The organism is Alitiscatomonas aceti, assembly GCF_025567195.1.
GTDB classification, from domain to species: domain Bacteria; phylum Bacillota; class Clostridia; order Lachnospirales; family Lachnospiraceae; genus Alitiscatomonas; species Alitiscatomonas aceti.
Map to the genome: position 1 here is coordinate 1 of NZ_JAOQJF010000046.1, position 17868 is coordinate 17868.

General features: G+C 54.8%; 21 protein-coding genes and 2 tRNA genes. 20 read left to right on the forward strand and 3 right to left on the reverse strand.

Annotation, left to right across the window (positions count from 1 at the left end):
* The first annotated feature begins 509 nt into the window (after window positions 1–509).
* From OCV69_RS15125 to phoU, 5 genes are all read left to right on the forward strand, one after another.
* Window positions 510–1442 (forward strand): phosphate ABC transporter substrate-binding protein, encoded by a 933-nt coding sequence (locus tag OCV69_RS15125; RefSeq protein WP_416782892.1) that lies wholly within the window; start codon window positions 510–512, stop codon window positions 1440–1442.
* A gap of 80 nt (window positions 1443–1522) precedes the next feature.
* Window positions 1523–2455, forward strand: a complete 933-nt coding sequence (pstC, locus tag OCV69_RS15130; protein ID WP_158360182.1) for a phosphate ABC transporter permease subunit PstC — start codon at window positions 1523–1525, stop codon at window positions 2453–2455.
* On the forward strand, window positions 2455–3324 hold the full coding sequence (pstA, locus tag OCV69_RS15135) for a phosphate ABC transporter permease PstA (protein WP_022273916.1): 870 nt from the start codon (window positions 2455–2457) through the stop codon (window positions 3322–3324). The genes pstC and pstA overlap by 1 nt, the downstream gene beginning before the upstream one ends.
* A gap of 11 nt (window positions 3325–3335) precedes the next feature.
* A complete protein-coding gene (gene pstB / locus OCV69_RS15140; RefSeq protein WP_158360181.1) occupies window positions 3336–4094 on the forward strand; it encodes a phosphate ABC transporter ATP-binding protein PstB in 759 nt (252 codons plus the stop codon).
* A gap of 14 nt (window positions 4095–4108) precedes the next feature.
* On the forward strand, window positions 4109–4771 hold the full coding sequence (gene phoU, locus OCV69_RS15145; RefSeq protein WP_022273918.1) for a phosphate signaling complex protein PhoU: 663 nt from the start codon (window positions 4109–4111) through the stop codon (window positions 4769–4771).
* A gap of 154 nt (window positions 4772–4925) precedes the next feature.
* Here phoU and OCV69_RS15150 read toward each other — a convergent pair whose 3' ends face one another.
* Entirely contained in the window at window positions 4926–5735 is an 810-nt protein-coding gene (locus OCV69_RS15150) for a carbon-nitrogen hydrolase family protein (protein WP_158360180.1), read from the reverse strand.
* A 176-nt stretch (window positions 5736–5911) separates the two neighbouring features.
* On the opposite strand from OCV69_RS15150, the gene OCV69_RS15155 reads away from it, so the two are divergent.
* From OCV69_RS15155 to OCV69_RS15165, 3 genes are read left to right on the forward strand one after another with little or no spacing between them, the layout of a single operon-like run.
* Window positions 5912–6355, forward strand: coding sequence for an ACT domain-containing protein (locus tag OCV69_RS15155; RefSeq protein WP_022273920.1), 444 nt, complete (start codon window positions 5912–5914; stop codon window positions 6353–6355).
* On the forward strand, window positions 6356–7567 hold the full coding sequence (locus tag OCV69_RS15160; RefSeq protein ID WP_158360179.1) for a homoserine dehydrogenase: 1212 nt from the start codon (window positions 6356–6358) through the stop codon (window positions 7565–7567).
* A gap of 11 nt (window positions 7568–7578) precedes the next feature.
* The gene (locus OCV69_RS15165; protein ID WP_022273922.1) at window positions 7579–7935 is read left to right on the forward strand and encodes a DUF2752 domain-containing protein; all 357 of its coding nucleotides are present in this window, start codon (window positions 7579–7581) and stop codon (window positions 7933–7935) included.
* Window positions 7936–7975: 40 nt separating this feature from the next.
* On the opposite strand, the gene OCV69_RS15170 is transcribed toward OCV69_RS15165, so the two are convergent.
* On the reverse strand, window positions 7976–8422 hold the full coding sequence (locus OCV69_RS15170) for a DUF4190 domain-containing protein (RefSeq protein ID WP_262427370.1): 447 nt from the start codon (window positions 8420–8422) through the stop codon (window positions 7976–7978).
* Window positions 8423–8644: 222 nt separating this feature from the next.
* Between OCV69_RS15170 and OCV69_RS15175 the strand changes: the two genes are divergently transcribed.
* The 12 genes from OCV69_RS15175 (at window position 8645) to OCV69_RS15230 (ending at window position 17695) form a co-directional block, all read left to right on the forward strand.
* Window positions 8645–10789: a Tex family protein gene (locus OCV69_RS15175; RefSeq protein ID WP_158360178.1), complete on the forward strand. Its 2145-nt coding sequence runs from the start codon at window positions 8645–8647 to the stop codon at window positions 10787–10789.
* 42 nt (window positions 10790–10831) lie between these two features.
* Window positions 10832–12022, forward strand: coding sequence for a MalY/PatB family protein (locus OCV69_RS15180; RefSeq protein WP_158360177.1), 1191 nt, complete (start codon window positions 10832–10834; stop codon window positions 12020–12022).
* Window positions 12023–12036: 14 nt separating this feature from the next.
* Window positions 12037–12537 carry a YcxB family protein gene (locus OCV69_RS15185; protein WP_158360176.1) on the forward strand — a complete coding sequence of 167 codons (501 nt, stop codon included), beginning with the start codon at window positions 12037–12039 and terminating at the stop codon, window positions 12535–12537.
* A complete protein-coding gene (tsaE, locus tag OCV69_RS15190; protein ID WP_158360175.1) occupies window positions 12534–12959 on the forward strand; it encodes a tRNA (adenosine(37)-N6)-threonylcarbamoyltransferase complex ATPase subunit type 1 TsaE in 426 nt (141 codons plus the stop codon). Before OCV69_RS15185 ends, tsaE begins: the two co-directional genes overlap by 4 nt.
* Window positions 12960–13673: a tRNA (adenosine(37)-N6)-threonylcarbamoyltransferase complex dimerization subunit type 1 TsaB gene (tsaB, locus tag OCV69_RS15195; protein WP_158360174.1), complete on the forward strand. Its 714-nt coding sequence runs from the start codon at window positions 12960–12962 to the stop codon at window positions 13671–13673.
* 2 nt (window positions 13674–13675) lie between these two features.
* Window positions 13676–14149, forward strand: coding sequence for a ribosomal protein S18-alanine N-acetyltransferase (gene rimI, locus OCV69_RS15200; RefSeq protein WP_022273929.1), 474 nt, complete (start codon window positions 13676–13678; stop codon window positions 14147–14149).
* A gap of 90 nt (window positions 14150–14239) precedes the next feature.
* A complete protein-coding gene (locus tag OCV69_RS15205; RefSeq protein ID WP_158360173.1) occupies window positions 14240–14482 on the forward strand; it encodes a hypothetical protein in 243 nt (80 codons plus the stop codon).
* Between the two features lie 145 nt (window positions 14483–14627).
* Window positions 14628–15539 (forward strand): ribonuclease Z, encoded by a 912-nt coding sequence (locus OCV69_RS15210; RefSeq protein WP_022273931.1) that lies wholly within the window; start codon window positions 14628–14630, stop codon window positions 15537–15539.
* Window positions 15540–15565: 26 nt separating this feature from the next.
* Window positions 15566–16603: a tRNA (adenosine(37)-N6)-threonylcarbamoyltransferase complex transferase subunit TsaD gene (gene tsaD / locus OCV69_RS15215; RefSeq protein ID WP_158360172.1), complete on the forward strand. Its 1038-nt coding sequence runs from the start codon at window positions 15566–15568 to the stop codon at window positions 16601–16603.
* Window positions 16604–16625: 22 nt separating this feature from the next.
* Complete coding sequence (gene ispD / locus OCV69_RS15220; protein WP_158360171.1) at window positions 16626–17357, forward strand: 2-C-methyl-D-erythritol 4-phosphate cytidylyltransferase; 732 nt, start codon at window positions 16626–16628, stop codon at window positions 17355–17357.
* A gap of 75 nt (window positions 17358–17432) precedes the next feature.
* Window positions 17433–17518 (forward strand) — tRNA-Ser (locus tag OCV69_RS15225).
* A gap of 88 nt (window positions 17519–17606) precedes the next feature.
* A tRNA-Ser gene (locus OCV69_RS15230) sits at window positions 17607–17695 on the forward strand.
* Here OCV69_RS15230 and OCV69_RS15235 read toward each other — a convergent pair.
* A partial coding sequence (locus tag OCV69_RS15235; RefSeq protein ID WP_262563208.1) for a hypothetical protein occupies window positions 17658–17868 on the reverse strand: 211 nt, incomplete at its 5' end. The genes OCV69_RS15230 and OCV69_RS15235 overlap by 38 nt on opposite strands.

The following is a 17868-nucleotide window of genomic DNA, read 5'->3' on the forward strand; positions in this document are numbered from 1 at the left end:
TTCTTTTTAAATTCAGGGGTGTAACTCTGTGGCATAATGTGTACCTCTTTTCTTTATAAGATTGATTATATCTTATTAGCCACTCCTGTTACAACATTAGTATAGCACTTCACCTGTAGTAGAAAAGGTTATTGGAGAATGGCGAAAGTCTTGAACCAAATCTTTTCCAAGAAAATAATAGCCAAGCTCGGATATCTATCCATGCTTGACTATTATCTAGTAGTTTGTGAAAACTAAGGAACCGCCGTGTACCGAACGGTATGCACGGTGGTGTGAGAGGTCGGCTAATTAATGATTAGCCTCCTACTCGATACCGTGGGGAATCGCCGGGGGAGGGCTTTTGGCTGACCTGGCTTTACATTTCCCCTGCTTTTCCCATTTTCTTTTTACATAAATCTTACAAACATGTTACCGGATCATGGTTTTTAAAACTCTGGATCCGTGGTAAAAATTTAGTGTACATGAGAGATGAAAAAAAGAAATGGAAATGCGAAAGCAAGAGGAGGAAAATTATTATGAAAACAAGAAAGATGATCATGTTTACAGGCGCAGCCATCATGGCAGCAGGAATGATGGCAGGATGCGGAAGCAATACAAAGGAAACCACAGCGGCCCCCACAACTGCGGCACCCACAACAGCGGCAGAGACCACAAAGGAAACTGCGGCAGAGACAGAAAAGACCACAGAGGCAGCAGGCGCAGAGTTATCCGGCTCCATTTCCATGTCCGGCTCCACTTCTATGGAGAAGTTTGGAAACGCTCTGGCGGAGAGCTTCATGGAAAAATATCCGGATGTGACCGTTACCGTAGAGTTTACAGGATCCTCCGCCGGCGTGGAGGCAGCTCTTTCAGGAGCCAGCGACATCGGAAACTCCTCCAGAAACTTAAAGGATGAGGAAAAGAGCGCGGGCGCGGTGGAGAATATCGTAGCCATTGACGGCATTGCCGTTGCGGTGGATCCCAAGAACACCGTCACAGACCTGACAAAGGACCAGCTGATCTCCATTTATACCGGAGAAGTAAAGAACTGGAGCGACCTGGGCGGTGAGAATATGCCTATCGTTGTGGTAGGCCGTGAGGCTGGTTCCGGTACAAGAGGAGCGTTTGAAGAGATCCTGGGGATCGAGGATAAGTGCGTATACGCCAACGAGCTGGACAGCACCGGCGCTGTAATGGCAAAGGTCGCTTCCACACCGGGTGCCATCGGCTATATCTCCCTGGATGCAGTGGATGACAGTGTCATCGCCTTAAAGCTGGAGGGCGTGGCTCCGTCTGCTGAGACCATCAAATCCGGTGAGTACTTCTTAAGCCGCCCGTTCGTAATGGCGACCAAGGGTGAGATCAGCGAGCAGAATGAGCTGGTGAAAGCGCTGTTCGACTATGTATACTCCGAAGAGGGCCAGGAGCTGGCTGCCAGCGTGGGACTGATCACCGTTAAGTAAGGAAACTGAACGCAGAATCTAAGGGCCGGAGCTGCCGATGAAGCGGTTCCGGCCCGGTTTTTGAAGAAAGTTGAGAGATTATGGCTGAAAAACAAAGCTTTTCCATCAAGGGAAACCGAAAAAACAAGGCGCTGGTGGAGCATGTTGCTGAGGCTGTTTTTACGGTCTGCGCCCTTCTGGCGGTGGTGGCTGTGGCATCCATTACCGTGTATATGATCATAAACGGGACCCCGGCACTTTTTAAAGTGGGGATCAAAGAGATCCTGTTCGGCACTGTGTGGCAGCCGGCGGCCAAGGATCCGTCCTTCGGGATCCTGTACGTGATCCTGACCTCCATCGTCGGTACCACCGCTGCTGTACTGATCGGAGCCCCGGTGGGGATCCTGACGGCGGTGTTCATTGAGGAGATCGCGTCCCCGAGACTGGCGGCTATTGTGAAACCGGCAGTGGAGCTCTTAGCCGGGATCCCGTCGGTGATCTATGGACTTCTGGGTATTTATCTTTTGAATCCGATGATGTATAAGCTGGAGATCGCTCTTTTTGCCGATGCACCGGACCACCAGTTTACCGGAGGTGCAAACCTGATCTCCGCAGTCATCGTCCTGGCGGTGATGATCCTTCCTACGGTGATCAACGTGACGGTCTCTGCCCTTCATGCGGTGCCGAAGCAGCAGAAGGCCGCTTCCCTGGCCATGGGAGCCACCAGGATCCAGACTATTTTCAAGGTCCTCCTTCCCAGCGCCAGATCCGGCATTGCGGCGGCGGTGGTCCTGGGAACGGGCCGTGCCATCGGCGAGGCCATGGCCATTACCCTGGTATCGGGAAGCTCCGTGAACATGCCGCTTCCGTTCAATTCCGTCCGCTTCCTGACCACGGCCATTGTTGCGGAGATGGGATATGCTGCGGGACTCCACAGACAGGTACTGTTTACCATTGGGCTGGTGTTGTTTGTCTTCATTATGTTCATTAACATCAGTCTTACAAAGATTTTAAAAGGCAGGGAGGACTCCTGATGGAACACGCGAGCATCATGAATAAAAAGAGGCGTGTCTCGGACCAGCTTCTGGAGGCGCTGATCTATCTGTGTGCATTTCTGGCCGTGGGCCTGCTTCTGGGGATCATCGGCTATGTATTCTGGAGGGGATTCCGTACCGTGAACTGGTCATTCCTGGTGACGGAGCAGAGCCCCACCAAGGGGATCATGGGTATTGCCGGAAATATTGTGAATACCCTGTATATTGTGGTCCTGACGCTTTTAGCAGCTACGCCCATCGGCGTAGGAGGAGCCATTTATTTGAATGAATACGCAAAACCGGGAAAATTTGTTTCCCTGGTCCAGTTTACCATTGAGACTCTGACGGGGATCCCGTCCATTATCTTCGGCCTGTTTGGGAACGTGTTTTTCGGTAAGATCTTCGGCTATTCCATGCTCACCGGAGCGCTTACCCTGACCATTATGGTACTGCCCCTGATCGCCAGGAATACCCAGGAGGCCCTGCGGACCGTGCCGGACAGTTATAGGAGCGGAGCCCTGGGCATCGGGGCCACCAAGTGGTACATGATCCGGACCATCCTTCTTCCCAGCGCCATGCCTGGGATCCTGACGGGAGTGATCTTAGCCATTGGCCGTATCGTGGGAGAGTCGGCGGCTCTTCTGTTCACTGCAGGCAGCGGCTATTACCTTCCCAAGGGAGGCATGGGACTGTTCAGAAAGCTGTTTGAATCCGGCGGCACCATGACCATCGAGCTGTACTTACAGATGGCCAAGGGAAAATATGACGTGGCCTTCGGCATTGCCTGCGTTCTTCTGGCGCTGGTGCTGCTCTTGAATCTGCTGACCAAGTATCTGGCCGGACGGCTGAATGTGGAAAATAGAAAGTAAAGGGAGAAAACATGCAGGATAGTAAAATCAGCGTAAGCGGTCTCAACCTCTTTTACGGGGAGAACCACGCTTTAAAGGATATCAATATTAAGATTCATGAAAATACGGTCATGGCCCTGATCGGCCCCTCGGGCTGCGGCAAGTCCACGTTTTTAAAATGCTTAAACCGCATGAACGACCTGGTGGACGGCGTGAAGGTGGACGGAAAGGTGCTCCTGGACGGAGAGGATATTTACGATCCAGGCGTGGACACCACGCTTTTAAGGAAGAAGGTGGGCATGGTATTCCAGCAGCCCAATCCCTTCCCCATGAGCATTTACGACAACATCGCCTATGGGCCCAGGATCCACGGGATCAAAAATAAGAGCCGCCTGGACGAGATCGTGGAGAATGCCTTGAAGGGGGCGGCCATCTTTGACGAGGTAAAAGACCGGCTGAAGGCCCCGGCCCTGGGGCTTTCCGGAGGCCAGCAGCAGAGGCTCTGCATCGCCAGGGCCCTGGCAGTGGAGCCGGAGGTGCTTTTAATGGACGAGCCCACATCCGCCCTGGATCCAATCTCCACCTTAAAGATCGAGGAGCTGATGAACGATCTGAAAAAGCGGTACACAGTGGTGGTGGTCACCCACAATATGCAGCAGGCGGCCCGCGTGTCCGATGAAACGGCGTTCTTCCTTCTGGGAGAGCTGGTGGAGGCTGACGAGACCATGAACATCTTCGGTCATCCGAAGGATAAGCGGACTGAGGATTATATTACCGGCCGGTTTGGCTGATGGGGAGGTAGCATATGTCACCGAGAAAATTGTTTGAACAGGAGCTGGAGGAACTGCGCCAGGATGTGCTCCAGATGGCGGAATGGGTACAGGACGGATATGACTGCCTGTTTGCGGCTCTGGAAAAAAAGGATGGAGACCAGATGCGGAGGTACGTCCGTCATGACCGGACCATTGAAGATATGCAGAGGAACATCGAGTCCCAGTGCCTGAGCCTGCTTACCAGGCAGACGCCGGTGGCCAGGGATCTTCGTACAGTTTCCGCAGCCCTTAAGGTGGTGACGGATCTGGAGCGGATCGGCAATCATCTGTCGGATATGGCGGAGCTGTTTGTCCGCATGGATCTGCCGGAGCTTTCCAGATATTCGTCTGCCTTTCCGGATATGGTCCGGGAGACCAGGACCCTCATTGGGAAGGCCGCCAGAGCGTTCGTGGAGCGGAATATGGCCATGGGACAGGAGGCCATTGATGCCGACGATGGTATTGACGATTTCTTTAACCGGATCAAGGAGGACCTGGTAAAGGAACTGAAAAAGGACGGAAGTGATGCCGACGGCTGTGTAGATGCCCTGATGACCGCCAAATATCTGGAAAAGATCGGAGATCATGGAGTCAACATCGGCCAGTGGGAGATCTTCCAGGAAACCGGGGAGATCGACGAGATCCGGCTTTTATAGGAATGATATTTTATATAGAGAAACCGGTCAGTCCAGGGGGTGTGACAGATCCCTCCAGACTGGCCGGTATTCTTTTGGAAGGCCGGGCCGCTGCCCCGCCCTGGAAACCATATGCCCGGAGCGTGGCCGGGATGGCGTCTTTCCGGCCGGACGGTTACAGATCTGCCATCCGGTGCTTCAAAAGGGGAAGCTGTTCCCGCACCTGCTCCACCTCATCCAGATCGATGGAGGTGATCTGCATTCCTTCTTCTGCCTCCATCTGGTTTAAAACAGTCCCCCAGGGAGAGACAGCGATGGAATGGCCCCAGGAGTGGTAGGAAGCGTCCATATCCCTGGCAGGAGCTGTGCCAAAGGTAAAGACCTGGTTGTCCACAGCCCTGGAACGGAATAAAATCTCCCAGTGGGCCGGGCCTGTGGTCATATTAAAGGCTGCCGGGACCAGGATCACCTGTGCCCCGTCCAGGACCATGCGCCTGGCCAGCTCGGGGAAACGGAAATCATAGCAGATGCAGAGCCCCATGGGGCCGAATTCTGTGTCGAAGACAGTGGACTTATCCCCGGCAGTGAGCGTATCGGATTCCTTGAAGCGCTGTCCGCCCTTTACGTCGATATCGAACAGATGGACCTTGCGGTGCTTTGCGATCTGGCGTCCCTCCCGGTCGAAGACATAGGCCGTATTATAGACATTTCCGGCCTCGTCGGATTCTGGGACGGACCCGGCGGACAGATAGACCTGGTACCGCTTAGCCAGCCTGGAAAGGGTCTGCCAGGAGGGGCCGCCGCTGGGCTCTGCGTAGACGGGGAAATTTGGTGTTTCATAGGGGCAGGAAAACATCTCCGGCAGGCAGATCATGTCTGCGCCGGCATCCTTTGCCTGGCAGAACAGACCGTCAAGGAGAGAAAGGTTGGTTTCTTTTTGGGCATACACCCGGGTCTGGAGCTGGGCAACAGTCAGAAGTTTCATGGATATTCCTCCGTTTAAATGTATGATAGATCCAGTATACCCCCTTTTATTGGAGTTGTCTATAATCCGGGAAACACTTGCAAGATCCAAAAAAATGTGGTAATATTCCCCTTGCACATACAGATGTATCATGCAGACGCACAAAAACAGCAAAATCGGATAAAGAGGATCATACCATGGAAAAAAGCAAGTATTATGTCGTGCGGGACAAGGCTCTGCCGGAGGTGCTCCAGAAGGTGGCCGAGGCGAAACAGCTTCTGGATAAGAACCGGTCCATGACCGTCCAGGAGGCCACAGAGCGCCTGGGCTTAAGCCGCAGCTCTTTTTATAAATATAAAGATGACATCGCTCCCTTTTCGGACAATACCCGGGGGAAGACGGTGACCCTGGTGATCCAGATGGAGGATGAGCCTGGGCTTTTATCGGATCTGCTCCATGTGGTCTCCGACTATCGGGCCAATATCCTGACGATCCATCAGACCATTCCGGTCAATGGCATAGCCACTGTGACCCTGAGCGTGGAGGTACGGGATAATACCGGCGATATGTCCGGGCTGGTGGAGGAGATCGAAAATATGACGGGAATTCAGAACATCAAGATACTGGGAGTAGAAAGATAGATGAAAGCAGCGATCATGGGATTCGGGACCGTAGGTTCCGGCGTTTATGAGGTATTGGACAGAAACAGAGAGACAGTAAGAAAAAAGGCCGGGGAACCCATTGAGATAAAATACATCCTGAACCGGAGGGACCTGCCCGGCAGCCCGGTGGACGAGCTGGTGGTCCATGAGATCGGGACGATTCTGGAGGATCCCGAAACGGGGCTTGTGGTGGAGACCATGGGAGGCACGTCTCCAGCCTATGAATACGTGAAATGCTGTCTCCAGGCGGGAAAGCATGTGGTCACCTCCAATAAAAACCTGGTGGCGGCCCATGGGACGGAGCTTCTGGCCATTGCCAGAGAAAAGCGGGTCAGCTTCCTTTTTGAAGCCAGCGTAGGCGGCGGGATCCCCATTATCCGCACCATCAACGAGAGCCTGGCGGGAGATGTGGTGGAGGAGATCTCCGGGATCTTAAATGGTACCACCAACTATATCCTGACAAAGATGTACGAGGAGGGCTGGGGATTTGACGAGGCCCTTAAGATGGCCCAGAAGCTGGGATATGCAGAGCGGAATCCGGAGGCGGATATCGAGGGATACGATACCTGCCGGAAGATCGCCATCCTGACAGCGGCGGCCTCCGGCCAGGAGGTGGATTATGAGCAGATCCCCACGGAGGGGATCACGAAGCTGACGGATGTGGATTTCAGCTATGCCGCCAGGCTGGGTGCTTCCATTAAGCTGTTTGGTACCAGCATATGCAGGGACGGCAGGTATTACCTGGAGGTGGCACCGGTATTCATCAATGCCAGAAATCCCCTGTATTCTGTCAGCGGCGTGTTCAATGGGATCCTTTTAAACAGCAATATGCTGGGAGAGTCCATGTATTACGGCAGCGGAGCCGGAAAGCTTCCCACTGCCAGCGCTGTTGTGGGAGACATGATCGCAGCGGTACAGCTGAAGGACCGTCCGGCGGCCCTGGGCTGGACCGGGCAGCGGCTGGAGGTGCTTCCGGTCCGTCTGCTTCCCTGGAAATATTTTGCCAGGTTTGAGGGCAGCAGGGAAGAAAAGAAAACGCTGACAGAGGAGCTGTTTGGAAAGGTGCGCTGGCTGGAGCTGGCGGGGCTGGATGAGTTTGCCATTCTCACCGGCCCCATGACCGGCGAGGAGTTTGACCGGGCGGCCGGGCAGCTTGGCGGTCTGCGCCGGGCGATCCGGGCCCAGGTATAGGAGGAGAGACAATGGAGCATCTGATCTGGATCCTCAGGGAGGGCAGGATCCCCTGCCTCTTCCATGAGCTTACAGGCTTTTATTGTCCGGGCTGCGGAGGCACCAGAGCCGTTCTGGCCCTGCTGGCCGGCCATCCGGTCTTAAGCTTCCTGTACCATCCCCTGGTGCCCTACTGCGCCCTGGTGGCCCTGGTCTTTGCGGTTTCCTATGCCATATACTGGAAAACAAAAGATCCCAGGTTCCGGCTGTACTTAAGCGATGCTTATGTACATGTGGGACTTGGGATCATTGTCGTTAATTTTCTTGTAAAAAACTATCTGCTGGCCGCAAAGGGCATCGATATCCTGGAACAGCTGCCGGGCTGGTAGGCAGCAGGAGCCCGTCCGGATGCCTGGAGCCTCTCCGGGCCTACACCGTCGGCAGAGACTGGCCCTGCTGCTGTAACTGCTGCTCCAGCTGTTCCATGAACTCATTGATCAGAGCTGCATTGGCCGGATCCTTTACCAGGCTGGAAAGGGCCATAAAGTAGACGAACTCGCCGATCCCTAACACCACGGCGATGACGCCCAGGACGATGCCAAAGATGGCGGTGGCGTAAAAGGGCTGTCCTCGTTTGGAGATGATGGCAAAGCAGACGGCCCCCACGCCCAGGATGATGGCCAGGGGAAAGGCAAAGCAGCAGAGGCAGAGGATCCCGAAGATCCCGCAGATCATGGAGACAGTGGCATAGCCGTTTCTGGGCCTGGGCTGGTCCTGCCTCATGGGATCCGGCGCTCCAGGACCGCCGGGGTACTGGTTCTGGCCGCCCGGCCCCTGTGTCCACTGTCCCTGGTTTCCGTTATTATAATCTGACATAAGATTTCCTCCGTGTGGTATATTCCCGGAAGGAGCTTCCGGGATCGTCAGTCACCATTTTATCATGAACAGTTCCTGTTGTCCATATGGGATCCGGTCCCGGCCGCCTGCGCCGGACCGGATATTTTAAGTTGCACATCTCCTGCCTTTGAATTATAATAGTCCTTGAGCCCTGTCTGGGAAAAACAGCAGGCAGAGACTGTGATCATTAGGAGAGACAACATGGATATCATTGCATCACTGACCAGTGAACTGAACGTGGGCCGCGGACAGGTGGAAGCGGCCGTAAAGCTCATAGATGAAGGAAATACCATCCCGTTCATCGCCAGATACCGGAAGGAGGCCACCGGCTCCTTAAACGATGAGGTATTAAGGACCCTGGATGAACGGCTGCGATATCTCAGGGGACTGGAGGAAAAGAAGGCCCAGGTGATGGCCTCCATTGCCGATCAGGGAAAGCTGACCGGAGAGTTAAAAAAGAAGATCGGGGAAGCCCGGACCATGGTGGCGGTGGACGACCTTTATCTGCCCTACCGTCCCAAGAGAAAGACACGGGCCAGCATGGCCAGGGAACGGGGACTGGAGCCCCTGGCAGACTGGATCGCCTCCCAGAACGCAGGAACCTCTCTGGAGGACGCGGCAAAGCCCTATGTTTCAGAGGAAAAGGGCGTGGATTCCGTAAAGACGGCCATTGCCGGGGCAAAGGATATCCTGGCCGAGCGGATCGCTGAGGATGCGGGATACCGCACCTGGGTCCGGGAGATCACCATGAACGAGGGAAGGATCGCTTCCGAGGTCCGCGGCGAGGAGGATCCGGAGTCCGTATACGAAAAATACTTTCACCACGAGGAACCGGCAAAGAGCTGTCCCGGCCACCGTGTCCTGGCCTTAAACCGGGGGGAAAAGGAGAAGATCCTGACGGTGAAGGTGGAAGCACCGGAGGAAAAGATCCTCCAGTATCTGGAGGCCCATGTGATCACCGGGAAGGATCCGGTGACGTCTCCGGTCCTTAAAGAGGTGGTAAAGGACAGCTATGGCCGCCTTATGGCTCCGGCCATCGAGCGGGAGATCCGGAACGCTGTCACAGAAAAGGCAGAAAACGGAGCGTTCCAGGTGTTTAAAAAGACTTTGAACCAGCTTCTTATGGAGCCCCCCATCAGCGGCCAGGTGGTCCTGGGCTGGGATCCGGCTTTCCGTACCGGCTGCAAGCTGGCGGTGGTGGATCCCACCGGAAAGGTGCTGGATACGGTGGTCATCTATCCGACAGCGCCCCAGAATAAGGTGGAGCAGGCGAAGAAGGTCTTAAAGGATCTGATCGAAAAATATCATGTTACGCTGATCTCTCTGGGAAACGGAACGGCGTCCCGGGAGTCAGAGCAGATCATCGCGGACTTTTTAAAGGAGATTCCCGAGGATGTGCGCTATGTGATCGTAAACGAGGCAGGGGCGTCGGTATATTCGGCCAGTAAGCTGGCCACAGAGGAATTCCCTGGCTTTGACGTGGGACAGAGGAGCGCCGTTTCCATTGCCAGAAGGCTCCAGGACCCGCTGGCAGAGCTGGTGAAGATCGACCCCAAGTCCATCGGTGTCGGCCAGTACCAGCACGATCTGAACCAGAAGCGCCTGGACGAGGTGCTGGGCTCTGTGGTGGAGGATTGTGTAAACCGGGTGGGCGTGGACTTAAATACTGCGTCTGTATCCCTGCTGGAGCACATTTCCGGCATATCCAGGACCATTGCAAAAAATATCGTGGCCTACCGGGAGGAAAACGGGGCCTTTACTGATCGGAAGCAGCTTTTAAAGGTTCCGAAGCTGGGGCCCAAGGCCTTTGAGCAGTGCGCCGGGTTCATGCGTATCTCGGGCGGCGCGGATCCTCTGGACGCCACCTCGGTCCATCCCGAGAGCTACCGGGCGGCCAGGGAGCTTCTGGAGCGTCTGGGCCTGGAGCTGGATCCTGCGGGCTTTAAGGGAATGACCGGTTTAGGGAGAAAGGTAAAGGACCGGAAGTCCATGGCAGAGGCACTGGGGATCGGTGAGATCACCCTGGACGATATTATCTCCGAGCTGGAAAAGCCGGCCCGGGATCCCAGAGAGGAGATGCCAAGGCCCATTCTGCGGACCGATGTGCTGGATATGAAGGACTTAAAGCCCGGCATGGTCCTGAAGGGAACGGTCCGGAACATCACAGATTTTGGAGCCTTTGTGGATATCGGCGTCCATCAGGACGGCCTTGTACATATATCTGAAATGTCAGAAAAATTCATCCGTCACCCCCTGGATGCAGTCAGCATCGGGGACATCGTGGACGTGAAGGTCCTGGATGTGAATATGGCGAAGCGGCGGATCGCCCTCAGCATGAAGCTTTAATAACCTAAGGCTATAAACGAATATGGAATGGAGGAAGCAGAAATGAAGTACAATTTTGATGAGATCATCGACCGGTCCGGAACTTCCGCAACAAAGATGGAGAGCCTTCCCAAGGGCTGTCCGGACGACGCCCTGCCGTTATGGGTGGCCGACATGGATTTTGCCTGCGCAGAGCCCATTTTAAAAGCCCTGCATGAGAGGATCGACAAAAAGATCTTCGGCTACACCATGTATGACACCGACGAGTGCCTGGGCGCAGTCCTGAACTGGTATAAAAAACGCTACGGCTGGGAAGAGCAGAAGGAAAACCTGTTTTTCTGCGGCGGCATCGTATCCGCTTACGCCGTGCTCTTAAACCTTCTGACAAAGGAAGGCGAGGGCGTGGTGATCCAGCGTCCCATTTATTATCCATTTACCATGAAGGCCAACAGCAACGGCCGTCAGATCGTGGACAGCCCGCTGATCTACGCAGACGGGAACTATACCATCGATTTTGACGATCTGGATAAAAAGATGGCGGAGCCCAACAATAAGGTACTGGTATTCTGCAGCCCCCACAACCCGGCCGGCCGCGTATGGACCGAGGAGGAGATCCGGAAGGTCGTGGATATCTGTAAAAAATACGATAAATGGATCATCTGCGACGAGATCCACTGCGACCTCTTACGCTGCGGCATGACCTTCCATCCGATCCTTAAGGTAGCGCCTGATTACGCCGACCGGATCGCTGTCTGCACTGCGCCCAGCAAGACCTTTAACCTGGCAGGAATGAAGACATCCAATATCGTGATCCATAATAAAGAGCTCCAGGCTGCCTGGAAGGAGCTGATCGGAGGCAAGCTCTCCATGAACGGCGCAGGAACCCTGGGCCTCACTGCCATGATCGCCGCCTACAACGAGGGCGAGGAGTGGCTGGAGCAGTTAAAGGAATATCTGGACGGCAACTTTGCCTATATCGACGCCTTCCTGAAAGAACACCTTCCCAAGGCTCATATGGTTCCGTCGGAGGGAACGTATTTGGCATGGATCGACTTCAACGGATATGTGGACGGCGATGCGGAGAAGTTAGAGGAGATCATGCAGAAAAAGGCCAGGGTGGCTCTGGATGAGGGCTATATCTTCGGCGATGCCGGAAGAGGCTTTGAGCGGATCAATATCGCTACGCCCAGAAGCGTGGTGGAGGACTGCATGGACCGGATCCTCAAGGCGTTTAAAGAAGAAAAGTTAGTATAAAGGAATCCTGCAACATGAAAATCAGTGTAACAATGACTGCCAGGGACCTGTTCCAGTTTTCCCTGTATAATTCTTACAGTGGATTTTCCGGGGCGTTCAACGTGATCTTTACGTTGGGCGCCCTGGCGATCCTTGCGGTCACCTGGAACTGGGAGACCATCAATGTGTACCAGAGGATCCTTCTGGTATTCTGTGCCCTGATCTTTACGGTGGTGCAGCCTCTGATGCTGGACCGGAAGGCGAAGCAGCAGGCCGGGGCCATCGGTTTTTCCGCGCCCTTAAACCTGACCCTGGGAGACGAAAAGATCGACGTGGAAAAGGCCGGGATGACCGGAGAGCTTTTCTGGAACCAGGTATGGAAGGTAGTCCGCATTAAGAGCATGTACATCATCAAAACAGGCCCTGTCCACGGCTATCTGATCCCCAACCGCTCCATTGAGGGACGGGAGCAGGAGCTGGTGGAGATACTTAAAAAGAATCTGCCGGAATCCAAACGGAAAGGACTGAGATCATGATCGCAACGAGCTTTGGGCCGGAGGATACGTATGCCCTGGGAAAACGCCTGGGAGAGGCGGCGAAGGCCGGGGACGTATTCTGCTTAAACGGTGATCTGGGCGTGGGAAAGACAGTATTTACCCAGGGCTTTGCCTGCGGACTGGGGATCACAGAGCCGGTGAACAGCCCTACCTTTACCATTGTCCAGGAGTATGACGGAGGACGGCTCCCACTGTATCATTTTGACGTATACCGCATCGGCGATGTCAGCGAAATGGACGAGGTGGGCTATGAGGACTATTTTTATGGAGGCGGGGTCACGCTCATCGAGTGGTCCAGACTGATCAGCGAGATCCTTCCGCCCCATGTGACAGAGGTGACCATTGAAAAGGACTTGTCCCAGGGCTTTGATTACAGAAAGATCACGGTGGAGGAGACATAAATGCGGATTTTAGGGATCGAAAGCTCGTCCCTGGTGGCCTCTGTGGCCATCGTGGAGGACGATATCACCATGGCGGAGTTTACCGCCGATTTTAAGAAGACTCATTCCCAGACCCTGCTTCCTATGATCGACGACATGGTAAAGCTTCTGGGGATCGAGCTGTCCACAGTGGACGCCATTGCGGTTTCCGGCGGCCCGGGTTCCTTTACGGGCTTAAGGATCGGTTCAGCCACGGCCAAGGGGCTGGGGCTGGCTCTTGATAAGCCGCTGATCCATGTGCCGACCCTGGACGCCACAGCCTACAACCTGTACGGGGCCGGCGCTCTGATCTGCCCTATCATGGATGCCAGGAGAAACCAGGTCTATACGGGGGTCTACCGGTTCCGGGAAGAATTTGAGATCCTCCGGGAACAGGACGCCATGGACATGGGAGAGCTTCTGGAGGTGTTAAACGGCCTGGGAGAGCCGGTGATCTTCCTGGGAGACGGAGTGCCTGTTTTTAAAGGCCAGATCAGGGAAAGGCTCACAGTTCCGTTTTCCTTTGCTCCGGCCCATGTGAACCGCCAGAGAGCCGCCGCCGTAGCGGCCCTGGGCGCCCGTTATTTTGCGGAAGGGAAAATGGAAAGCTCCGATGACCACAGGCCGGACTACCTGAGAAAATCCCAGGCGGAGCGGGAGAGAGAAGAGAGAGAAGCAAAGGAAGGCGGACGGTAGTTATGGAAAACATCGTCCCTTTCCTGGTGCGTGCCATGACAGAAAGCGATGTGGCGGCAGTCCGGCAGCTGGAGACTGCCAGTTTTTCGGATCCATGGACAGAAAGGCTCCTCCTGGAGACGCTCCAGTGTCCCTATGATGAATCCTGGGTCCTCACTGGAAGCCGGGGAGAGGTCTGCGGTTATATAAACCTGCGGTTCCTGGGAGATGAAGGAGAGCTTATGAGGATCGCCGTGGCCCCGGGTCTCCGGGGGCAGGGGCTTTCCCGGAGGCTCATGGACCGGATGGTAAGCTCTGCCCGGGAAAAGGGCGCGCGGGATCTGACCCTGGAGGTGCGGTCCGGCAATGAAACGGCTATAAACCTGTATAAAGCCTATGGTTTTAAAAGGGAGGCTGTGCGCAGGGGATATTATCGGGATCCGAAAGAGGATGCCTGGATCATGTGGCTCCGTTCCCTGCCAGGAACTCCCTCTTAAATTCCGGATTTTTTCCGCTATAATGTAGGGGTATCCGGGCCGTAAGCCGGCCGCGGAGGAGATTACAGGAAGCGGAAAGGTGAGGATTACATGAGAAAGTACGGGAAAACAGGGAAGCTGGAGACAGTGATCTGCAATATGTGCGGAAAAAAGATCGTCGTTAAAGATGGGATCGTCCGGGAAGGGGCGGCTGCGTTCGACCACGCGTGGGATTATTTTTCAGAAAAAGACGGAGAGGTCCATCATTTCGATCTATGCGAATCGTGCTACGATGAGCTGGTGGGCGGGTTCCAGATCCCGGTGGACGTGGAGGAGCAGACAGAGCTTCTTTAGAAAATATGCAGGAATGTACAGGAGGGCGCAGGTAAAATCATATTTTTACCGCGCCCTCTCTTGCGTCCCTGCGGCGGTTTGTGATATGATTCGTAGGAGCATATAAGGACTGAAAGAAACTGGTTTAGGAAATGAGGAATTTAGAATGTTAGATATCTGTTTACTGGGAACAGGCGGCATGCAGCCGCTCCCCTACCGCTGGCTCACCTCTATGATGGCCCGCTGCGACGGCAGCAATCTGCTGATCGACTGCGGCGAGGGGACACAGGTGGCCCTGAAGGAGAAGGGATGGAGCCCCAAGCCGGTGGACGTGATCTGCTTTACCCACTATCACGCGGATCATATCAGCGGTCTGCCGGGATTCCTTCTGACCATGGGAAATGCCGAGCGGGTGGAGCCGGTGCTCCTGGCCGGCCCCAGAGGCCTGGAGCGGGTCGTGGGAGCCTTAAGGACCATTGCGCCGGAGCTTCCGTTTCCTCTGGTGTTCCGGGAGCTGTCGGAGCCCAGGGAGCAGTTCCAGGCAGGCCCCTTTGTGATCGACGCCTTTAAGGTGAACCACAATGTGGCCTGCTACGGATACAGGATCTCCATTCCCAGAAAGGGCCGTTTTGATGTGGAACGGGCAAAGGCACAGGGGATCCCCCAGAAGATGTGGAGCCGGCTCCAGAAGGGGGAGACCCTGGAGCATGAAGGGCGGATCCTGACGCCGGATATGGTCCTGGGAGAGACCAGGAGGGGCCTTTCCGTTACATATTCCACGGATACCAGGCCGGTGCCGGTGATCGCGGAATACGCAAAGGACAACGATCTGTTTATCTGCGAGGGCATGTACGGAGAAAAGGAGAAGGCGGCCAAGGCCAGGGAATATAAGCATATGACGTTCCAGGAGGCGGCAAGGCTGGGCCGGGAGGCTGCGCCCAGGGAGATGTGGCTGACCCATTACAGCCCGTCCCTGATCAGGCCGGAGGACTATCTGGAGGAGATCCGGGAGATCTTCCCAAGGATCAAAACAGCCCGGGACGGCTGGTCCATGGAACTGGGCTTTGACGAAGAGTAAAGCCGGAAAGAGGTTTTGAAACAATCATGAAGATACGTAAAACGGATGAAGATGTATATATTCTTGCCATAGAGAGCTCCTGCGATGAGACGGCGGCGGCTGTGGTGAAGAACGGCAGGGAAGTCCTGTCCAATGTGATCTCCTCCCAGATCGCCCTCCATACCCTGTACGGAGGCGTGGTGCCGGAGATCGCATCCAGAAAGCATATTGAAAAGATCAACCAGGTGATCCGGGAGGCCTTAAAGGAGGCGTCCATGACCCTGGAGGAGATGACGGCCATTGCTGTGACCTATGGTCCCGGTCTTGTGGGAGCTCTTCTGGTGGGAGTGGCAGAGGCCAAGGCCATCGCCTACGCGGCGAAAAAGCCTCTGGTGGGCGTCCACCATATCGAAGGCCACGTTTCGGCCAATTTTATCGAGCATCCGGATCTGGAGCCTCCCTTTGTGTGTCTGATCGTCTCCGGCGGACACACCCATCTGGTGATCGTGAAGGATTACGGGGAATTTGAGATCATTGGCCGCACCATGGACGATGCGGCGGGAGAGGCCTTTGATAAGGTGGCCCGTGCCGTGGGACTGGGATATCCCGGCGGTCCTAAGGTGGACAAGGCGGCAAAGGAAGGAAATCCCCATGCCATGGAATTCCCCAGGGCAAAGGTTGGTGGATCTGCCTATGATTTCAGCTTCAGCGGCATGAAATCCGCTGTCCTGAACTACATCAACCAGGCCCAGATGAAGGGAGAGGAGATCTGCGTGCCGGATCTGGCTGCCTCGTTCCAGAATGCGGTGGTGGATGTGCTGGTGTCCCGGGCTGTGGCGGCGGCGAAGGAATACGGCTATGATAAGCTGGCCATTGCCGGCGGAGTGGCCTCCAATTCTGCCTTGAGGGCAGGAATGAAGGCAGCCTGTGAAAAAGAGGGGATCCGGTTTTATTATCCATCCCAGATCTTTTGTACAGATAATGCGGCAATGATCGGCGCTGCCGGTTATTATGAATATATCAATGGCGCCAGAGCCGGGTGGGATCTCAATGCGGTCCCCAATTTAAAGCTGGGAGAGCGGTAGGCGCTGTCTGAAGGGAGAAACTATGATGGGAGAAAAGGGGGAGAGGACTGCGGCTGTGGTCCTGGCGGCTGGCCAGGGGAAGCGGATGCAGTCCGGCGTGGCGAAGCAGTACCTTCTTCTGAAGGAGAGACCTGTGATCTGGTATTCCCTGGAGGCCTTTGAAAAAAGTCCGGTGGATGAGGTGATCCTGGTAACCGGAAAAGAGGAAACAGACTGGGTACGGGAACATATTGTGGACCGGTATGGGTTTAAAAAGGTCAGGGCAGTGGTCGCCGGAGGCGCAGAACGGTATCATTCTGTCTGCCGGGGATTGTCCGCCCTGGACGGACAGGATCAGAGACCAGATCTGGTCCTGATCCATGACGGAGCCAGGCCCCTGATCTCGGAAGAGGTGATCCGGAGGACCATAGAGGCGGCCCGGGAGTACGGGGCCTGCGTGGCAGCCGTTCCGGTGAAGGATACGGTGAAGGTCGCCGACGGGGATCAGTTTGCAGAAACGACCCTGGACCGGAGCCTGTTATGGCAGATCCAGACGCCCCAGGCGTTCCGGTACGGTCTGGTGAAGGGGGCCTATGACAGCCTTATGGCAGATCCGGCTCTCCAGAAGGGGATCACCGACGATGCCATGGTGGTAGAGCGCATGACCAATGAGAAGGTGAAACTGGTCATGGGAGACTACCGGAATATCAAGGTGACAACACCGGAGGATATGACTGTGGCAGCGGCTTTTTTGGATGATCTGAAAAAGATGTAAAAAAAGTTTTGAAAAGCGCTTGACAAAAACGCAAGTATCGTATAGAATGTAAAAGCACGTTTGAGAGAGCGCTTTGGAGAGATATCGAAGTGGTCATAACGAGGCGGTCTTGAAAACCGTTTGTCCGCAAGGGCGCGTGGGTTCGAATCCCACTCTCTCCGCTACTGTATCGCGGAGTCGGGTAGGACCGGATCCGGTGCAGCAAACTGAATATCGGATTCCTTAAAGGAATGTGATTCAGCCATAAATGCAGAAGTACCCAAGTGGCTGAAGGGGCTCCCCTGGAAAGGGAGTAGGTCGTTAGTAGCGACGCGAGGGTTCAAATCCCTCCTTCTGCGCTTGAAGTTCCAAGATGCTGAATGCTGAAAGAAACTTCGAAAAAAGTTTAAAAAAACTCTTGACAAACAGAAAGAGTTGTGATAAACTTGCTAAGCTGTCGCTGAGAAAGACAAGAACAGCACAGAACCTTGAAAACTGAACAGTATGTAAAACCCTGAAAATTCTTATAAAA

What these genes read in the sequence shown, in the direction of transcription:
- OCV69_RS15180 (WP_158360177.1), top strand. Translation starts at nt 10,832, where the DNA reads ATGAAGTACAATTTTGATGAGATCATCGACCGGTCCGGAACTTCCGCA.
- pstB (WP_158360181.1), top strand. Translation starts at nt 3,336, where the DNA reads ATGCAGGATAGTAAAATCAGCGTAAGCGGTCTCAACCTCTTTTACGGG.
- pstA (WP_022273916.1), top strand. Translation starts at nt 2,455, where the DNA reads ATGGAACACGCGAGCATCATGAATAAAAAGAGGCGTGTCTCGGACCAG.
- pstC (WP_158360182.1), top strand. Translation starts at nt 1,523, where the DNA reads ATGGCTGAAAAACAAAGCTTTTCCATCAAGGGAAACCGAAAAAACAAG.
- OCV69_RS15165 (WP_022273922.1), top strand. Translation starts at nt 7,579, where the DNA reads ATGGAGCATCTGATCTGGATCCTCAGGGAGGGCAGGATCCCCTGCCTC.
- OCV69_RS15175 (WP_158360178.1), top strand. Translation starts at nt 8,645, where the DNA reads ATGGATATCATTGCATCACTGACCAGTGAACTGAACGTGGGCCGCGGA.
- OCV69_RS15160 (WP_158360179.1), top strand. Translation starts at nt 6,356, where the DNA reads ATGAAAGCAGCGATCATGGGATTCGGGACCGTAGGTTCCGGCGTTTAT.
- ispD (WP_158360171.1), top strand. Translation starts at nt 16,626, where the DNA reads ATGATGGGAGAAAAGGGGGAGAGGACTGCGGCTGTGGTCCTGGCGGCT.
- OCV69_RS15170 (WP_262427370.1), bottom strand. Translation starts at nt 8,422, where the DNA reads ATGTCAGATTATAATAACGGAAACCAGGGACAGTGGACACAGGGGCCG.
- tsaB (WP_158360174.1), top strand. Translation starts at nt 12,960, where the DNA reads ATGCGGATTTTAGGGATCGAAAGCTCGTCCCTGGTGGCCTCTGTGGCC.
- OCV69_RS15210 (WP_022273931.1), top strand. Translation starts at nt 14,628, where the DNA reads ATGTTAGATATCTGTTTACTGGGAACAGGCGGCATGCAGCCGCTCCCC.
- phoU (WP_022273918.1), top strand. Translation starts at nt 4,109, where the DNA reads ATGTCACCGAGAAAATTGTTTGAACAGGAGCTGGAGGAACTGCGCCAG.
- rimI (WP_022273929.1), top strand. Translation starts at nt 13,676, where the DNA reads ATGGAAAACATCGTCCCTTTCCTGGTGCGTGCCATGACAGAAAGCGAT.
- tsaE (WP_158360175.1), top strand. Translation starts at nt 12,534, where the DNA reads ATGATCGCAACGAGCTTTGGGCCGGAGGATACGTATGCCCTGGGAAAA.
- OCV69_RS15205 (WP_158360173.1), top strand. Translation starts at nt 14,240, where the DNA reads ATGAGAAAGTACGGGAAAACAGGGAAGCTGGAGACAGTGATCTGCAAT.
- tsaD (WP_158360172.1), top strand. Translation starts at nt 15,566, where the DNA reads ATGAAGATACGTAAAACGGATGAAGATGTATATATTCTTGCCATAGAG.
- OCV69_RS15185 (WP_158360176.1), top strand. Translation starts at nt 12,037, where the DNA reads ATGAAAATCAGTGTAACAATGACTGCCAGGGACCTGTTCCAGTTTTCC.
- OCV69_RS15155 (WP_022273920.1), top strand. Translation starts at nt 5,912, where the DNA reads ATGGAAAAAAGCAAGTATTATGTCGTGCGGGACAAGGCTCTGCCGGAG.
- OCV69_RS15150 (WP_158360180.1), bottom strand. Translation starts at nt 5,735, where the DNA reads ATGAAACTTCTGACTGTTGCCCAGCTCCAGACCCGGGTGTATGCCCAA.